Here is a 16,695-nt window from a genome sequence, read left to right as displayed (position 1 = left end):
ATTCAACGGCTCTATCCAGGCACGCTCGGCTTGTTCCCAACGCGCTCGCCCTACCGGTTATATTGTGTCCATGCGCATATTTGGACGCCCTGCGTTGGATTACCGTCAGTGCTACGGTCGTGGTAAACCCTGCCAATGTGGCGATTCCGCCGTATTTAGCAACCTGGTGTTTATCCAATATCAAGCCGAAGAATCCGACGAGGGGTGGGGCAAGCAAGGCGATTCCAACAACAGCGGCGGTGGCGCCAGCGACGTTTGCTACATGTTCCGCGATCCGCTGGCCGGTTGTGCAGCGGCCTGACAGGCACGGGACGTGCCGGCCGCTGTGGCAGGTCTTGCAACCGCGCATCGACTTGGGCGCTGGCGTGCTGCGGCGAAGGAGCGTCATTGCGCGCGGCCTGCGCTAGACCCATTTCCAGATCGATCTCTTCCCTTCTCACTCTGGGCGACATGGTCGGCAATGCGGCAGGCTGCATGGAACACCTCCTCAACAGTGGTCGATGTACCAGTATTTCGACCGAACCTCACGGTCCTTCGCCGATACACGAAAATTACGTTCCGTTGACGAAACAGTTGAACCGCGGCGACTGCCCAGGAGGCGCCCGTGTTCGAGACGATGGTGCCATCTGCGCAAAGGCGCCGACGTGACTCTCCAACGGCCATCGAGCGGACGGTGCGCAGGATGTTCGAGGCCAAAACCACTATCCGTGGCAGTGGGCGGCGATCAAGTCCATCGCCCAGACGCAGCGTTGCCAGGGTGCGCCAGGCGAGCGCAACTGAACCGCCCCGGGAATCCCGGAGGCTCCATTACTTGAGAAGACCTGATTAGCCCTGACCCTCAGCCAATAGTCGCAGGATCTGCGCCATGCTGGGTAGAGGCTGGCGCCACCTGAAAGCCGACGAGGTGGCGTGATGAGCATCAATGCCGTGTAGTTCCAGCCTGGATTGTCGATGTCCCAGTTCATCGCATGGTACGGCACCGAGGCCAAGTGTTATCGCACTTTGTACAAGTGACGTTGGCCGCAGGGTTTCCGTTGTCCGTCCTGTGCCGGACGGACTCGGTCGCGTTTCAAGCGCGGCGCGGCGATCTACTACCAGTGCTGCGCCTGCCACCATCAAACCACCTTGATGGCCGGCACGATGTTCGAAGGAACCAAGCTGCCGCTGCGCACCTGGATGCTGGCCTTGCACCTGTTGACGGCAACCAAGACCAATCTGGCGGCGCTGGAGTTGATGCGCCATCTGGGCGTCAACTACAAGACCGCCTGGCGGATGAAGCACAAGATCATGCAGGCCATGGCAGAGCGCGAGGCCACGCGCACACTCAGCGGGTTCGTGCAGATCGACGATGCTTACATGGGCGGGGAGCGCAACGGCGGCAAAGCCGGACGCGGATCGGAGAACAAACAGCCGTTCCTGGTTGCCGTGCAGACCGATGCGACCTTCGCTGCGCCGAGCTTTGCGGTGATCGAGCCGGTGCGCAGTTTCGACAACGCCTCGCTGCAGGATTGGACCGCGCGTCGCCTGGCGCCGGAGTGCGAGGTCTACACCGATGGACTGGCCTGCTTCCGTCGGCTGGAAGACGCCGGGCACGCGCATACGACACTGGACACCGGCGGAGGGCGGGCGGCGACTGAAGCGCCTGGCGCGCGCTGGGTCAACGTCGTGCTGGGCAACCTCAAACGCGCAATCAGCGGCGTGTATCACGCCATCGCGCAGAGCAAATACGCAAGGCGCTACCTGGCCGAAGCCGCCTATCGTTTTAACCGCCGATTCCGCTTGCGCGAGATGCTGCCGCGACTCGCAACTTCCATGATGCGTTGCAAGCCTTGCCCAGAGCCGGTTCTGCGTGCGGCAAGCAATTTTCATGGCTGAGGGTCAGGGCTAATCAGGAGACCTTATGTGCGACCCTACCTATACGACACCGGATGGCGTATTGTCGGACGCACTGCCCAACGCGCCGATCTCTGGTGACTGGTTTCACGATCAGTTCGTCATGCTGGTCAACAATGCCTATCCCGCGATCGGCAGCGCCGCCAGCATCAACGAGCAAGCGGAAAAGTGACGCAGCGCAATCCTGCCGGTCCGCTAGCGGCAGGTACCCGAGTTGGTTGCCAGAGCACGGCGGCGGCCGTAGCGCAATGACTCGGCATGGCGTAGGTAGATGGCGGATCGCATCAGGCCGGTAGTGCCAGCGACGCGATCCGTTGGTTTTCCATTGTCGTAAGTTGCGGCACTGGCGATGGCGGCGGTTCGGCCGCCATCGCCGATTGCACGCGCATCGAGCCTCTGCGCTGCCGGCGGCAACGCGGCGCATGCGCCGGTGACGCGCGTTGGCCACCGATGGCGCAGCAGGCGCGTATGGATGGCATGCCGGCAAGCGCCCTGAACGCCGGGCTGTACGCCAGCCGGGCGAGCCGCTAGGCTTCGGGCATGAGCGCCAAAGCCGATTTCATCGCATTGAACCTGTGCGTGCTGACCGTGTCGGACACGCGCAGCCTGGCCGAAGACAGCTCCGGCGATTATCTGGTGTCGGTGCTCGGCGAGGCCGGCCACCGCCTGTATGCGCGCGAGCTGCTGCCCGACGACCGCTACCGGATGCGCGCGGTGGTGTCGGCCTGGATCGCCGCCCCGCAGGTCGACGGCATCCTGGTCACCGGCGGCACCGGCTTCACCGGCCGCGACTCCACCCCCGAAGCGCTGCTGCCGCTGCTGGACAAGCAGATGCCCGGGTTCGGCGAGCTGTTCCGGGCGATCAGCTTCGAGGAGATCGGCACCTCTTCGCTGCAGTCGCGCGCCTTCGCCGGCCTGGCCAATGCCACCTTCGTGTTCTGCCTGCCCGGCTCGACCTCGGCCTGCCGTACCGCCTGGGAAAGGATCGTCGCCGCGCAGCTCGACGCGCGCACCCGGCCGTGCAACCTGGCTACGCTGCGCCCACGCTTGAAGGAATGACCTGGAACCGCGTATGCCCCTGGACACCACCCTGCGCCTGCTGGCCAAGGCCAGCGGCATGACCGCGGCGGACATCGCCGCCGCCATCCCGCGCGCCGGCGCGGCCACGGTCAAGGCCTGGCTGGCCGGCGAAAAGATGCCCGGCCGCGATCAGCTCAACGCGCTGGCGCGCACTTTCGGCGTTCCCGCCGGCGCGCTGCTCGGCGAACTGGCCAGCCAACTCGACCCGGCCCGCACCCGCGGCGAACACGATCTATTGCAGGCCTACCGCACGCTCGACAGCCGCCAACAGGGCGCGCTGCTGGAAGTGGCGCGCAGCATGGCCGGCACCCGCACGAGACGCAGCAAATGAGCAAACTCAAACGCAAGCAGTACCAGGCATTGATGCAACCGCTGCAACTGGAACTGGCGGCACTGGCGCAGGCGCTGCAGCACAGCGGCGAACGCGCGCTGGTGCTGTTCGAAGGCCGCGACACCGCCGGCAAGGGCGGCGCGATCCAGGCCATCGCCGAACATCTGAACCCGCGCCAGTGCCGGGTGGTGGCGCTGCCCAAGCCAACCGACCGCGAAAGCACGCAGTGGTATTTCCAGCGCTACGCCACGCATTTGCCGGCCGCCGGCGAGATGGTGCTGATGGACCGCAGCTGGTACAACCGCGCCGGGGTGGAGCGGGTCATGGGCTATTGCAGCGACGCGCAATACCAGGCATTCCTGCGCCAGGCGCCGCTGTTCGAGCAATTGCTGGTCGACGACGGCATCCGCCTGTTCAAGTACTGGTTGTGCGTGGATCAGGACCAGCAGGAAAAGCGCTTCGCCGAACGCTTGCACGATCCTCTGAAGGGCTGGAAGCTATCGCCGGTGGACCTGCAGTCGCGCGCCCAGTACGCCGACTACACCCGCGCCCGCGAGGCGATGCTGGATGCCACCCACCGCGACCAGGCGCCGTGGACCCTGGTCGATTTCAACGACCAGAAGCGCGGCCGCCTGACCCTGATCCGGCATCTGCTCGACCAGTTGCCCGACACCCCGCTGCAGGAGCCGGACCTGGAACTGCCGCCGCTGAAGCACAAGCCGCGCAAGGAAAAGTTTGGCGTGCTGCAGCCGATCGCGTCGTATCCGGTTTGAGGCCGGGACTCGGGACTCGGGACTCGGGACTCGATGGTGCAGCATGCAACCGACAGTGCACAGGTTTTCTGTAGGAGCGGCTTCAGCCCCGACCGGACGCCTCCGCAAAGACACTGCCGGATTGAAACCCCTTCTGCAGCGACATGCGGTGGTATGGGAGGGACTTCAGTCCCGACGCGCTACCGGTAGGGTCGGGACTAGGGACTCGATGGTGCAGCATGCAACCGACGGTGCACGGGTTTTCTGTAGGAGCGGCTTCAGCCGCGACCGGACGCCTCCGCAAAGACACTGCCGGATTGAAACCTCTTCTGCAGCGACATGCGGTGGTGTGGGAGGGACTTCAGTCCCGACGCGCTACCGCTAAGGCCTCGTCGGGACTGAAGTCCCTCCCACAGCGAGACGCAAAGATTTCCGAGGCGTCACCCGATCGCGAAGCCCGCCGCCACCGGCGCCGGCCAGGGCGCGCGCAGCACCTGCTCGACCCGTGCCGCCGGCGGGCCGTGCTGCAGCCACTCGGCCAGCGCCTCCAGTGCCGCGGCCTCGCCAGCGGCGACGACCTCGACGCGGCCATCGGCCAGATTCCGCGCGTATCCATCCAGCCCCAACGCCAGCGCACGTTCGCGGGTGGCGGCGCGGAAATACACGCCCTGCACCCGGCCGGCGACCAGGAAGCGGGCGGACGCCATCAGCCCGGGGCCTTCGTCTGGCCGGCGACCTTGCCGCCCGCCGCGGCGATCGCCGCCTCGATGTCGTGCGCATTGACCGGCCCCAGAAACTGCTTGGCGACCTTGCCGTCCGGGGCGATCAGATAGGTCATCGGCAACCCGCGCGGGGTGGCGAAATCGGCCGGCGGCGCGTAGGTGTCGAGGATCGCCACCGGGTAGGCCACCGGGTGCTCCTTCAGGAACGCCTGCATCTCCGCCGGCTCGATGTCCTCGTAGGCCAGGCCCACCACTTCGATGTTGTCGCGCATCACGTGCAACGCCGACAACTCCGGCATTTCCTTCAGGCACGGCGCGCACCAGGTGGCCCAGAAATTCACTACCACCCACTGCCCTCGATGCGCGGCCAGGTCGTAGTCGCTGCCGTCCACCGCCTTCACCTTCAGCATCGGCTGCGGCCGGGTTTCCTGGACCACGTTCGGTCCTTCGCCAGCGGCGGGTGCGGTCGGCGCAGCGGGCGCCGTTGGCGCCGCCGGGGCGGCAGGAGCGGCAGGCGCCGACGCGCCCGGCGCGGCGCCGGCGGCCGGCGCAGGATGCCGATCGCAGCCCGCCAGCAGCGCAGCAGTGGCGAACAACGGGAAGAGGATGCGCAGGGTCATGCGAGGTCTCCGATATCGGTGTAAAGATCGCCGACGCGACGTTTCAGCACGTCGCGCAGCGGCATGCGCAATTCGTCCAGCGCGCGCCATGCCGCCTGCCCCAGCGCGTCGTCGCGGCACGGCAGGTAGGCTTCGGCGATCGGGATGCGCAACTGGCAATTTTCATAGAGTTCGGTCAGCGGCACGTCGGCCAGGTCGCGCGCCAGCAGCCATTCGCCATGCGCAGCACGGCTGAGCAGGCGGCTGCGCTCCAGTTCGCACAGCAGTTCCTGCACCAGCGAATCGGTCAGCATCGGCTCCAGCTGCAGGATCCGGTCCTCGTGCAGGCCATGGCCGTCCTTGCGCGCCTGCGCGAAGCGCCCGAGCAGGCGCAGCAAGCCGTAGATCTCGTAGCCGGCCGGCAGCCGCATCGACGCCGGCTGGTAGCGGAAGGCGGCGATCGAGGACGCCAGCGAGGCGCCGAGCAGGATCCCGATCCAGCTCAGATAGATCCACAGCAGGAAGATCGGCACGAACGCGACCGTGCCGTAGATGCGCTGGTAGGACTGGAAGCTGCCCAGGTACAGGCTCAGCCCCCACTTCACCAGTTCCAGCAGGGCCACCGCCAGCAGCGCGCCTGGCACCGCGTGGCGCAGCTTGACCGTATGGTGCGGCACCACCCGGTACACCAGGGTGATGCAGACAAACTCGATCAGCACCGGCGCCAGGCCGAGCACCATGTGCGCCAGCAGCCGGCCTTCGCTGGTGCGGAACAGCGGCAACGCGAAGAACCGCGCCGACGCTGCCAGCGACGCCGCGGCCAGCAGCGCACCCAGGGTCAGCACCGTCCAGTACACCAGGAAGCGGGTCAGCCGCGGCCGCGCCGAGACCACCCGCCAGATCCGGTTGAAGGTCTGCTCGACGCTGTTCAAGGTGATCAGCAGCGACACCATCAGCGCGATGGTCCCGGCGCTGGTCAGCTGCCCGGCGCTGGCCGAGAACTGGCGCAGATAGGCCTCCACCGAGCGCGCCGCGGCCGGCACGAAGTTGGAGAAGATGTAGTCGCTGAGCTGGTCGCTCCAGCGGTCGAACACCGGAAACGCCGACAGCACGCCGAACACCACCATCGCCAGCGGCACCAGCGCGAAGATTGTGGTGTAGGCCAGCGACGCGGCGGCCTGGAACAGGCGGTCGTCGAGGAAGCGCCGCCACAGGAAGCCGGCGAAGCTGCGCATCCGCGCGCGGTCGCGCACTCGCTCCGTCCAGAGATTGACCGTGTCCAAAGGCTGCATCGGCCAAGGGTACCCGATGCGCACGGATGCCGGCATCGCCGATACTGGCGGCCGTTCTGGTGCAAGCAAGCGAGGGCCGCATGGCCGAGATCCTGGTCCTGTACTACAGCCGTGGCGGTTCGGTGGCGCGCCTGGCGCGGCAGATCGCGCGCGGCGTCGGCGAAGTGCCCGGCATGGCCGCGCGCCTGCGCACGGTGCCGCCGGTGGCCGCGGTCACCCAGGCCAGCGCGCCGCCGGTCCCCGACAGCGGCGCGCCGTATGTGGACGCCAGCGACCTGCGCGACTGCGTCGGCCTGGCCCTGGGCAGCCCGACCCGGTTCGGCAACATGGCTGCGCCGGTCAAGCACTTCATCGACGGGCTCGGCGCCGAATGGGCCAGCGCCACCCTGGCCGGCAAGCCGGCGGCGGTGTTCACCTCCACCGCCTCGCTGCACGGCGGCCAGGAAGCCACGCTGCTGTCGATGCATCTGCCGCTGCTGCACCACGGCTGCGTGATCGTCGGCATTCCCTATACCGAACCGCTGCTCAGCAGTACGCGCAGCGGCGGCACCCCGTACGGCGCCAGCCATGTCGCCGGCGCCGACGACGACCCGCAACCCAGCGAGGAAGAAGCGCAGCTGGCACGCGCACTGGGGCGGCGCCTGGCCGGCATCGCGCAACGCCTGGCGGCGCCGTGAGCACCGCCCGCCTGCGTGACGCGCTGGCCGCCACGCTGCTGTTCCTGGCACTGCTGTACGCGGCCTGGTTCCACGACGACCGCCACCGCCTCGCCGCGCTGCTGGTGTTCGCGCTGCCGCCGCTGCTGCTGGCGATCGGCGTGCTGCGCGGCGCGGCGGTGGCGCGCTTCTGGGCCGGCGTGTTCGGGCTGTTCTGGTTCAGCCACGGGGTGATGGCCGCCTGGAGCCATCCGCCGCAGCGCGCCTACGCCTGGGCCGAACTGCTGCTGGCGCTGCTGGCGATCGGCCTGTCCAGCGCACCGGGCCTGCGCGCGCGTTTCGCCCGCAAGCGCGGCGCCAAGCCGCCCGGCGGCGACAGGCCCTGAGCGGCCGGCGCCGGCCTGCCGGGTATCATGGCGGTCTCGCGCGACCGTGGCCGCGCCCCGTCATGCTCTAGGAACCGGCAATGGAAGAACTCCTGATCGTCACCACCGGCGGCACGATCGACAAGATCTATTTCGACGACAAGTCCGACTACCAGATCGGCGATCCGCAAATCGGCCAGATCCTCAAGGAACTGGGCGTGACCTTCCGCTTCACGGTGATCCCGATCATCCGCAAGGACTCGCTGCACATCACCGACGAAGACCGCGAGCTGATCCGCGCTACCGTCGCCGCGCAGTCCGCGCGCCACGTGCTGCTGACCCACGGCACCGACTCCATGGTGCAGACCGGCAAGGTGCTGCAGACGATCCCGGACAAGACCATCGTGATGACCGGTGCGCTGAACCCGGCGCGGTTCCGCGGCTCCGACGCGGAATTCAACATCGGTTGCGCGGTCGGTGCGGTGCAGTCGCTGCCGGCCGGGGTCTACATCGCCATGAACGGGCAGATCTGGGACCCGCAGAAGGTCCGCAAGAACGTGGCCGCGAACCGCTTCGAACCCGCCTGAGCCGCCATGTCCAAGGCCACCCGTGCCACCCGCGCGTTGGACGCGGCCGGCGTCGCCTATCGCCTGCATCCCTACGACTACGCAGCCGAAGCCGGCGCCAAGGGCCTGCAGGCGGCACAAGCGCTCGGCCTGCCGCCGGCACGGGTGCTGAAGAGCCTGATGGCGTGGATCGACAACAACGCCGTGTGCGTGGTCGTGCCCTCCGATCGCCGCGTGCAGCTCAAGAAGCTCGCCGCGGCCGGCGCCGGCAAGTCGGCGCGGATGATGGAGGCGGCCGAGGCCGAGCGCCGCAGCGGCTACAAGGTCGGCGGCATCAGTCCGCTGGGCCAGCAGCGGCCGGCGCCGGTGCTGGTCGAGCAGTCGGCGCTGGCCCCGGGCAGCGTGTGGTTCAACGCCGGGCAGCGCGGCTTGCTGCTGGAAATCGACGCCGCACGATTGCTCGACGTGCTACAGGCGCGCGCCTGCGACCTGTGCGAATGAGGCCGCTCAGTAGCTGGCGGTCACGCCCACCCCGGCCACGGCGGTGACTGCCTTCACCCGCACGTAGTAAGTGCCGGCAGGCAGGTTGAGCGTGCAGCTCTCGGCATTGGCCGCGGCGATCGAGCGGCAACCGTACAGCGTATCGGTCGGCAGGCTGCCGCCGCGCAGGGACAGGTCGGCGTTGCCGCTGCCGCCGGCCAGAGACAGCTTCAGCCAGGGCGTGCCGGCCGGTACGCTGACCTGGTAGTACAGCGAGGTCCCCGCCTTCAGCGCCAGGTTGCCCAACGGCACGCCGCGGACCAGGGTCTGCGCCTTCAGCGTGGCCGCCACCGCCGCGCCGGCATTAACCAGGCCCGCACCGCAACCCGGCGTGCAGGCTACCGGCAATGCACTGGCGGTCGCCTTCAAGCGCGCCTCCAGCAGCGCCGGGGTCAGCGGGTTCAACGATGCCGACAGCACCAGCGCGGCCACGCCGGCCACATGCGGCGCCGCCATCGAGGTGCCGCTGTAGGACGCGTAGCCGGCCGCGGCCGGGGCCAGGTTGCCGGCATTGAGGGTGGACAGGATGCCCTGTCCCGGCGCGGCGACATCCACCCCGGCGCCGTAATTGGCAGCACGTTCGCGGCCAGGTCCGGATGCGCGGTGATGCCAGTGTCGATCACCGCTACCACCACACCCTTGCCGCTGGTCACGTCCCAGGCGGGGCGCACATTGATCGCGGCCGATGTGGTGCCGAACGCCCACTGCTGCGACAGGCCCGGATCGTTCGGCACCAGCGTCGGCCGCAACAGCAGGTCCACTTCCACGCTTTTCACCGCCGGATCGGCGGCCAGACGGCGCATCAGTGTCTCGGCCTCGACCCGGTCCAGCGTGCGGTCGGCGCCGACCACATCGGCGCCGGTCGCCAGGCGCCGCAGCGCGGCCAGGCCGAGCGCGCGCCGACAGCGCGGAACCGACGCCGTCGCGGTAGGTGACGATGAAACGCTGCGGATTCGGCATCGATGCCAAACCCTGCAGGGCGATCTCACCGGCAGCGGCGCTGCCGGCGCAGGCCGCCAGCAGCATGGCGGAGACGATCGCGGCGCGGCGGCCACGGCAAGACAATGCACGCTTGGACATCGGACGTTCCCCTGTAACGCATGGCGCAGTCGGCCGTGCCTGGCGCCGGGCGGGACACCGCGAAGCGCGATGGGGCCGCGCCAGCATCGCCGCCGCAACCGCTACTACGGTCCTACGTCTCGGATATCGGCACTGCCGGCAGCCAGTGCAGGGGCGCGCGCGCCCAATGTCGCGATCTGGAACAATCCGCCGCTTCGTAGTGCGGACTGCATCGACAGATTTCTTGGCAGACAGCGGCGGCACTGCCGACCAGGCAAAGAAAAACCCCGCGCCGAGGCGCGGGGCTGTGTTCGCTGTGACGTCCGGGCGTCCTGCCCTGCGCTGCGCGGCATCGACCGACGCTTGCGCGGCACCGCCATCCAGGCGAGCGCCACGCTGCCGCGGACGGATCAGTAGTTCGCGGTCAGGGTGACGCCCGAGAACGTGCTGTACGCCTTGAGCCGCACGTAGTAGGTGCCGGCGCTGGGCGAATTGAAGGTGCAGGTCTCGTTGTTGCCGTTGAGATAGGGCCGGCAGCCGTAGCTGCTGTCGGTCGGCGCACTGCCCAGACGCACGTACAGATCCGCATCGCCGCTGCCGCCGGAGATGCTCACGCTCAGCGAACTGGACCCGGACGGCACCGTCACCGTGTAGTTCAGCTCCCCGTCGCTGCTGGCGCCCAGCCCGCTGACCGGCACGCCATCCTGCAGCGTGTTGCCGCTGGGCGGCGTGCTGCCGCCGCCGCCCAGCGCGGCGGTCACCGCGGCGTTGGCGTCGAGCAGGCCGGCGCCGCAGCCCTGCGAGCAGGAGAAGCTGGCCGCGGTAGTCTTGATGGTGCTTTCCACCTGCGCCGGGGTCAGCGGGCTCGGGGCGACCGACTGCATCAGCGCGACCACGCCGGCCACGTGCGGCGTCGCCATCGAGGTGCCGTTGTAGCTGGCGTAGCTCGGGTTGCCCGGAGTGGTGGTGCCGTCGTTGAGCGTGGACAGGATGCTCGAGCCCGGCGCGGAGATGTCGATGCCGCTGCCGTAGTTCGAGTAACTGGCCTTGGCCCGCGAGGAGGTGGTCGCGGCCACTGAGATCACGTTGGCGCAGTTGGCCGGCGACGAGGTGGAGACGTTGGCCGAACGATTGCCGGCCGCCACCACCACGGTGGTGCCGCGGCCGACCGCAGCGTTGATCGCATTCTGGTAGGTGGTCGAGCACGTGCCGCTGCCGCCCAGCGACATGTTGATCACTTCGGCCGGGGTGGTGTTGGCCGGCACGCCGCTGACGGTGCCGCCGGACGCCCAGGTGATCGCGTCGGCGATGTCGGAGGTGTAGCCGCCACACCTGCCGAGCGCGCGCACCGGCAGGATCTTGGCATTGAACGCGATACCGGCCACGCCGGTGCTGTTGTGGGTCACCGCGGCGATGGTGCCGGCCACATGCGTGCCGTGCCAGCTGGAATTGGTGGCCGGCGAACCGGAATAGCACGCGTTGGCCGCGGTCCAGTCGCCCTGGTCGGCCGGATCGCTGTCGCGGCCGTTGCCGTCGCGCGCCATGTCCGCATCGCTGACGAAATCGTAGCCCTGCAGGATGTTGGCATTGAGGTCGGGATGGCTGGTGATGCCGGTATCGATCACCGCCACGACCACGCCGGTGCCGGTGGCCTGATCCCAGGCCGGGCGTACGTTGATGCCCGCGCTGGTGGTACCGAAGGCCCACTGGTTGGACAGGCTGGGATCGTTCGGGGTCAGCGCGATTTTCATGAGCTGATCGATTTCGACGGACTCGACATTCGGATCGGCGGCCAGCTGGCGCATCAGCGCCTCGGCCTCGGTGCGGTCCAACGGCCGGTCGGCCTTGATCACCTCCGAGCCGACCGCCAGGCGGCGCAGGCTGGTCAGCCCCAGCGCGCGGCCGTTCTTGGCCGGCATCGCTGCGGCGACCGATTGCAGCGTCGCGCGCAACGACGGCGAAGTGGCGGCGGCACTTGCGCTGGCGACGGAGGCAGCGTGTTTGGTCTTGACGATGAAACGTTGCACGGTCGGCTCGGCGGACAGGCCGGAGAGGTTGACGTCGCCAGCGAATGCCGGCGTCGCCAGCAACAGCGAGGTCAATGCGGACGCTCCAAGCACGATCAGCCAAGGACGCTGGCGCGAACCACGTTGCGAAATATCGGACATTCGAAACTTCCTTTTCGTTGATTGCCACCTGACGGCGATTTTTCGCGCTGCGCATGCCAGAACAGGCACGGACTCCGAATGCAGCGCGATTCCCAGGCCGGCCCACTGTTGCCAGCCGTTCATCCAACGCTATCTCAATACAGGCGCGTATGGACGGAGTATTGATCGTCCAAAATCAATAAACGTGACGAAAATCAAAATATTGTGCGTCGTCCACTTCGCTTTTCGCGACAAGGCGATGCACGAACTTGAGACAGTTACTGAGAATTCCTGTATGGCGCGGCGTGATCACGCGCGACACAGGATCGGCCTGGGCCGGACAATCGTGTCTTGGCTACCGGCGCCGCGGGGCTGACACGCCCGCGGCGGCAACGCCGGGGTGCGGCGCGCTTGCGCAAGGAAGATCGACGCTGGGCGCAGCGGTTGCCACGTCCAGCTCGGCGCCCGCCAGTGGCGGCGGGCGAAGAACGCCGGGACTCAACCCAGCCGCAGCAGCCAGCCGTGGCGGTCGGCCACGCGGCCGTACTGGATGTCGGTCAGTTCCTGGCGCAGCGACAGCGTCACCGGGCCGGCCGGCGCGGCCAGATCGCCAACCGCGAAGTCCTTGCCCTTCAACTGGCCGATCGGGGTCACCACGGCGGCGGTGCCGCAGGCGAAGATCTCGGCGATCTCGCCCGAGGCCACGCCCTCGCGCCATTCGTCGATGCTCACCTGGCGCTCGACCACCTGCATACCGCGATCGCGTGCCAGCTGCAGGATGCTGTCGCGGGTGATGCCCTCGAGGATGCTGCCGGACAGCGCCGGAGTGACCAGGCTGCCGTCGCGCATCACCAGGAACACGTTCATGCCGCCCAGCTCTTCCAGGTACTTGCCCTCGACCGGGTCCAGGAACAGCACCTGCGAGCAGCCCTGCGCCTGCGCCTGCTGCTGCGGCAGCAGCGAAGCGGCGTAATTGCCGCCGCACTTGGCCGCGCCGGTGCCGCCCTTGGCCGCGCGCGCATAGTCGGTGGACAGCCAGATCGCCACCGGCGCCACGCCCTTGGCGAAGTAGGCGCCGGCCGGGCTGGCGATGACGTAGTAGCCGGCCTTCTGCGCCGCGCGCACGCCAAGGAACGCCTCGTTGGCGATCATGAAGGGGCGGAAATACAGGCTGGTCTCCGGCGCCGACGGCACCCACGCGGCATCGACCGCGATCAGCTGGCGCAGCGATTCGACGAACAGGTCCACCGGCAGGTCCGGCAGCGCCAGGCGCTGCGCCGAGCGCTGCAGGCGCCTGCCGTTGGCGTCCGGACGGAAGGCCCAGATCGAACCGTCGGCATGGCGGTAGGCCTTGATGCCCTCGAAGATCTCCTGGCCGTAGTGCAGCACCGAGGCCGCCGGATCCAGCGCCAGCGGGCCGTAGGCGCGGACCTGGGCATCGTGCCAGCCCTGCTCGCGGTCCCATTCGATGGCGACCATGTGATCGGTGAAGGAGTTGCCGAAGCCCGGCGCGGCGAGGATCTGCGCGCGCTCGTCGGCGCTGCGCGCGGTGGTGGACGGGATCAGGCGGAACTGCGAAGACGGCTCGGTAGCGGACACCGGGGTTTCCTGTGGTAGTCGAGGGAGGGCCGTGCCGATGCATCATCCGAGCGCAGCGGCGGCGCCCTGTGCCGGCCCCAGGTCGCGCAGTCGCGCGGGTCAGAGCATGCCGGTTTCGAGGCGCGCGGCCTCGGACATCATATGCCGGCCCCACGGCGGATCGAACACCAGTTCGACATCGGCCTCGGCGATGGTCGGGATCAACTCCAGCTTGCTGCGCACGTCATCGACCAGTATCTCGCCCATGCCGCAGCCCGGCGCAGTCAGCGTCATCTTCACCTCGACCATGCGCTGGCCGTCCTCGCGCGGCTGCACGCCGACCTCATAGACCAGGCCCAGATCGACGATGTTGAACGGGATCTCCGGATCGAAGCAGGTGCGCAACTGCTGCCAGATCAGCGCCTCGACCTGCTCGTCGCTGGCGCCTTCCGGCAGGTCCAGGCCAGGCGGCGGCTCCTTGCCGATCGCATCGCCGTCCTTGCCGGCGATGCGGAAAAGGTTGCCCTCCACGAACACCGTATAGCTGCCGCCCAGCGCCTGGGTGATATAGCCGTAGCTGCCGGCCGGCAGGGTCACCGCGTCGCCCTGCGGCACCATCACCGCGGCGCAATCGCGTTCGAATTGGACAGGTTCGCTGCTGCGTGAGTACATGGGGGCGATATGGGGGCAGGCCCCGCCGGTGCAAGTCGCCCAGTTTATCCGAGTGCGCGGGGAACGCGCTGGAGGGTATCCTGTGCCGATTCTCCGGGAACATCGCATGCCGCCCTCCTCCACGCCGGCCAGGACCTCGCACTGGCTATGGCCCTTGCTGCTGTGCCTGGGCTGTTTTACCGCCCTGATCGCCTGGATGCTGATCGCATTGAGCCTGGGCCACCAATCCGGCTGGATGGCGGTGCTGGTGGCGCTGGAGGTCGCGTGGATGCTGCGCCTGGGCAGGCTGCCGCGCGGCAAGCTGCGCATCGCCGTGGCGGTGCTCGCCACCGCACTGGTGATCATCGCCGCCAACTGGGGCATCGCCGCCGCGCACGTAGGTGCCGGGCTGGGCCTGGATGCGTGGGATTCGTCGCTGAAACTGGGCGCGCGCTACGCGTGGACGCTGACCGTGCTGGCCAACCGCCCCGGCGACGTGCTGTGGCTGGTCATTGGCCTGATCGTGGCCTACTTCAGCGGGCGTTGAGGGGGCTGGTCGCGGCTGAAGCCGCTCCTACAGGGGGTGTAGGAGCGGCTTCAGCCGCGACAGCATCCATGGCGCCGCCTCAATGCCCGCCGTCCAGCGCCTTCAATTCGCTGACCAGCGCGCCGGCCGCCTCGGCGCCGTCGCCGTACAGCATGCGCGTGTTGTCGGCGTAGAACAGCGCGTTCTCGATCCCGGCAAAGCCCGTGCCCTTGCCGCGCTTGATCACCACCACGTTCCTGGAATTGACCACGTCCAGGATCGGCATGCCGAAGATCGGGCTGGCCGGATCGGTCTTGGCGACCGGGTTGACCACGTCGTTGGCGCCGATCACCAGCGACACGTCGGTGCTGGGGAACTCCGGATTGATGTCGTCCATGTCGGCGATCAGGTCGTAGGGCACGCCGGCCTCGGCCAGCAGCACGTTCATGTGCCCGGGCATGCGCCCGGCCACCGGGTGGATCGCGAACTTGACCTTGACCCCGCGCTCGATCAGCCGCTGCGCCAGCTCCCAGATCTTGTGCTGCGCCTGCGCCACCGCCATGCCGTAGCCGGGCACGATGACCACGCGCTCGGCGTAGGCCATCATCGCCGCCACGTCGCCAGCCTCGATGGGTTTTTGCGCGCCGCTGATCTCCTGCGCCCGGCCGCCGCCGCCGAAGTTGGAGAACAGCACGCCGCTGATCGGCCGGTTCATCGCCTTGGCCATCAGCCGGGTCAGCAGGATGCCGGCCGCGCCGACCATCATGCCGGCGATGATCAGCGCCTCGTTGCCCAGCACGTAGCCCTCGAACGCCACCGCCAGACCGGTGAAGGCGTTGTACAGCGAGATCACCACCGGCATGTCGGCGCCGCCGATCGGCAGCGTCATCAGCACGCCCAGCGCCAGCGCGACCGCGAAGAAGGCCACGATCGCCAGCGGGCTGAGCCCGATCGCGGCCCAGGCGCCCAGGCCCAGCATCGCCACGAACACCAGCAGGTTGAACGCCTGCTGGCCGGGAAAGGTGACGCGCTTGTCCAGCCGCCCATCGAGCTTGGCCCAGGCGATGACCGAACCGGACAGCGAGATGGCGCCGATCGCCGAGCCGACGATGGCCAGCGCCAGCGTGGTCGCGTCGGGCTGGCGCGCGGCCAGCGCGGCGATCGCGCGCTCGCTCCAGTGCGAGGTGTCGCGGTGCGCCAGGAACGAGAAACGCAGCAGTTCCACCGCGCCGATCGCCGCCGCCGAGCCGCCGCCCATGCCGTTGTACAGCGCGACCATCTGCGGCATGTCGGTGATGGCGACCTTCTTGGCCGAGAACCAGGCCGCGCCGGTGCCGATCGCGATCGCCAGCAGGATCAACGGCAAGTTGTGCAGGCCGGGCAGCAGGAACGTTGCCGCGGTCGCCAGCAGCATGCCGAACCCGGCCCAATGGATACCGCTGCGCGCGGTCCTGGGCGAGGCCATGCGCTGCAGGCCGAGCAGGAACAGGGTGGCGGCCACCAGGTAGCTGGTCTTCACCAGCCAGGACAAGGTCTCGGCAGCGGTCAGGGTCACGGCTTGGACTCCGGCTTCTTGCTGGACTTGAACATCTCCAGCATGCGCTCGGTGACCACGTAGCCGCCGGCCGCGTTGCCGGCGCCGAGCAGCACGGCGAGGAAGCCCACCGCCTTCTCCAGCGTGGTGTCGGCATGGCCGAGCACCACCATCGCGCCGATCAGCACGATGCCGTGGATGAAGTTGGAACCGGACATCAGCGGGGTATGCAGGATCACCGGCACCCGCGAGATGATCACATGCCCGGCGATGGCCGCCAGCATGAAAATGTACAAGGCCACGAAACCGTCGTTCATTCTCGCTTCTCCCGGGCGCCGCGCCCGACCGCCGCAATCATAACCGGCTGCTGAATCGGCGGGCATGGCCGCGGGGCGCGTTCTCGC

At 68.2% G+C, this 16,695-nt stretch carries 17 protein-coding genes and 3 pseudogenes; 11 read left to right on the top strand and 9 right to left on the bottom strand.

Going from position 1 to position 16,695, the window contains the following annotated elements; genetic code table 11:
• The first annotated feature begins 94 nt into the window (after positions 1-94).
• The 6 genes and pseudogenes from ISN38_RS15620 (at position 95) to ppk2 (ending at position 4,077) form a co-directional block, all read left to right on the top strand.
• A complete protein-coding gene (locus ISN38_RS15620; RefSeq protein ID WP_206711879.1) occupies positions 95-301 on the top strand; it encodes a hypothetical protein in 207 nt (68 codons plus the stop codon).
• Between the two features lie 650 nt (positions 302-951).
• Positions 952-1,875 (top strand): annotated as a pseudogene (locus ISN38_RS15615) (IS1595 family transposase).
• A gap of 19 nt (positions 1,876-1,894) precedes the next feature.
• Positions 1,895-2,065, top strand: a pseudogene (locus ISN38_RS15610) (1,4-beta-cellobiosidase); the annotation flags it as partial.
• Between the two features lie 368 nt (positions 2,066-2,433).
• Positions 2,434-2,952, top strand: a complete 519-nt coding sequence (gene moaB, locus ISN38_RS15605; protein ID WP_003472267.1) for a molybdenum cofactor biosynthesis protein B — start codon at positions 2,434-2,436, stop codon at positions 2,950-2,952.
• 13 nt (positions 2,953-2,965) lie between these two features.
• On the top strand, positions 2,966-3,304 hold the full coding sequence (locus tag ISN38_RS15600; protein ID WP_003472265.1) for a helix-turn-helix domain-containing protein: 339 nt from the start codon (positions 2,966-2,968) through the stop codon (positions 3,302-3,304).
• A complete protein-coding gene (ppk2, locus tag ISN38_RS15595; RefSeq protein WP_047325165.1) occupies positions 3,301-4,077 on the top strand; it encodes a polyphosphate kinase 2 in 777 nt (258 codons plus the stop codon). The genes ISN38_RS15600 and ppk2 overlap by 4 nt, the downstream gene beginning before the upstream one ends.
• Before the next feature lie 419 nt (positions 4,078-4,496).
• Here the strand turns inward: ppk2 and ISN38_RS15590 are convergent, their stop codons facing one another.
• Genes ISN38_RS15590 through ISN38_RS15580 form a run of 3 tightly spaced genes read right to left on the bottom strand, consistent with a single transcriptional unit; the run spans position 4,497 to position 6,669 of the window.
• On the bottom strand, positions 4,497-4,763 hold the full coding sequence (locus tag ISN38_RS15590) for an acylphosphatase (protein WP_003472254.1): 267 nt from the start codon (positions 4,761-4,763) through the stop codon (positions 4,497-4,499).
• Entirely contained in the window at positions 4,763-5,398 is a 636-nt protein-coding gene (locus ISN38_RS15585) for a TlpA family protein disulfide reductase (protein WP_047325166.1), read from the bottom strand. The genes ISN38_RS15590 and ISN38_RS15585 overlap by 1 nt, the downstream gene beginning before the upstream one ends.
• Complete coding sequence (locus ISN38_RS15580) at positions 5,395-6,669, bottom strand: YihY family inner membrane protein (protein ID WP_003472252.1); 1,275 nt, start codon at positions 6,667-6,669, stop codon at positions 5,395-5,397. The genes ISN38_RS15585 and ISN38_RS15580 overlap by 4 nt, the downstream gene beginning before the upstream one ends.
• Positions 6,670-6,749: 80 nt before the next feature.
• On the opposite strand from ISN38_RS15580, the gene wrbA reads away from it, so the two are divergent.
• From wrbA to ISN38_RS15560, 4 genes are all read left to right on the top strand, one after another.
• Positions 6,750-7,346 (top strand): NAD(P)H:quinone oxidoreductase, encoded by a 597-nt coding sequence (gene wrbA, locus ISN38_RS15575; RefSeq protein ID WP_003472251.1) that lies wholly within the window; start codon positions 6,750-6,752, stop codon positions 7,344-7,346.
• Complete coding sequence (locus ISN38_RS15570; RefSeq protein WP_003472250.1) at positions 7,343-7,711, top strand: DUF2069 domain-containing protein; 369 nt, start codon at positions 7,343-7,345, stop codon at positions 7,709-7,711. The genes wrbA and ISN38_RS15570 overlap by 4 nt, the downstream gene beginning before the upstream one ends.
• An 80-nt stretch (positions 7,712-7,791) precedes the next feature.
• A complete protein-coding gene (locus ISN38_RS15565) occupies positions 7,792-8,277 on the top strand; it encodes an asparaginase domain-containing protein (RefSeq protein ID WP_003472249.1) in 486 nt (161 codons plus the stop codon).
• Positions 8,278-8,283: 6 nt separating this feature from the next.
• On the top strand, positions 8,284-8,757 hold the full coding sequence (locus ISN38_RS15560; RefSeq protein ID WP_009578127.1) for an aminoacyl-tRNA deacylase: 474 nt from the start codon (positions 8,284-8,286) through the stop codon (positions 8,755-8,757).
• 6 nt (positions 8,758-8,763) lie between these two features.
• Here ISN38_RS15560 and ISN38_RS15555 read toward each other — a convergent pair.
• The 4 genes and pseudogenes from ISN38_RS15555 to sufT form a co-directional block, all read right to left on the bottom strand.
• A pseudogene (locus tag ISN38_RS15555) lies at positions 8,764-9,876 on the bottom strand (S8 family serine peptidase).
• Between the two features lie 389 nt (positions 9,877-10,265).
• The gene (locus ISN38_RS15550; protein WP_206711878.1) at positions 10,266-12,023 is read right to left on the bottom strand and encodes a S8 family peptidase; all 1,758 of its coding nucleotides are present in this window, start codon (positions 12,021-12,023) and stop codon (positions 10,266-10,268) included.
• Positions 12,024-12,500: 477 nt separating this feature from the next.
• On the bottom strand, positions 12,501-13,568 hold the full coding sequence (locus ISN38_RS15545; RefSeq protein WP_222937050.1) for a branched-chain amino acid aminotransferase: 1,068 nt from the start codon (positions 13,566-13,568) through the stop codon (positions 12,501-12,503).
• A gap of 132 nt (positions 13,569-13,700) precedes the next feature.
• Positions 13,701-14,252 carry a putative Fe-S cluster assembly protein SufT gene (gene sufT, locus ISN38_RS15540; RefSeq protein ID WP_003472235.1) on the bottom strand — a complete coding sequence of 184 codons (552 nt, stop codon included), beginning with the start codon at positions 14,250-14,252 and terminating at the stop codon, positions 13,701-13,703.
• A gap of 106 nt (positions 14,253-14,358) precedes the next feature.
• On the opposite strand from sufT, the gene ISN38_RS15535 reads away from it, so the two are divergent.
• Positions 14,359-14,778, top strand: coding sequence for a hypothetical protein (locus ISN38_RS15535; protein ID WP_038239567.1), 420 nt, complete (start codon positions 14,359-14,361; stop codon positions 14,776-14,778).
• A gap of 79 nt (positions 14,779-14,857) precedes the next feature.
• Here the strand turns inward: ISN38_RS15535 and ISN38_RS15530 are convergent, their stop codons facing one another.
• Together ISN38_RS15530 and ISN38_RS15525 are read right to left on the bottom strand one after the other, a co-directional pair.
• Complete coding sequence (locus tag ISN38_RS15530) at positions 14,858-16,312, bottom strand: NAD(P)(+) transhydrogenase (Re/Si-specific) subunit beta (RefSeq protein ID WP_003472231.1); 1,455 nt, start codon at positions 16,310-16,312, stop codon at positions 14,858-14,860.
• Positions 16,309-16,608, bottom strand: a complete 300-nt coding sequence (locus ISN38_RS15525; protein WP_003472229.1) for an NAD(P) transhydrogenase subunit alpha part 2 — start codon at positions 16,606-16,608, stop codon at positions 16,309-16,311. The genes ISN38_RS15530 and ISN38_RS15525 overlap by 4 nt, the downstream gene beginning before the upstream one ends.
• Positions 16,609-16,695 lie beyond the last annotated feature (87 nt).

Origin of the sequence: Xanthomonas translucens pv. undulosa, assembly GCF_017301775.1 — a bacterium.
GTDB lineage: Bacteria > Pseudomonadota > Gammaproteobacteria > Xanthomonadales > Xanthomonadaceae > Xanthomonas_A > Xanthomonas_A translucens.
Note: the sequence above shows the minus strand (reverse complement) of the source record. Positions and strands in the feature narration are given on the sequence as shown.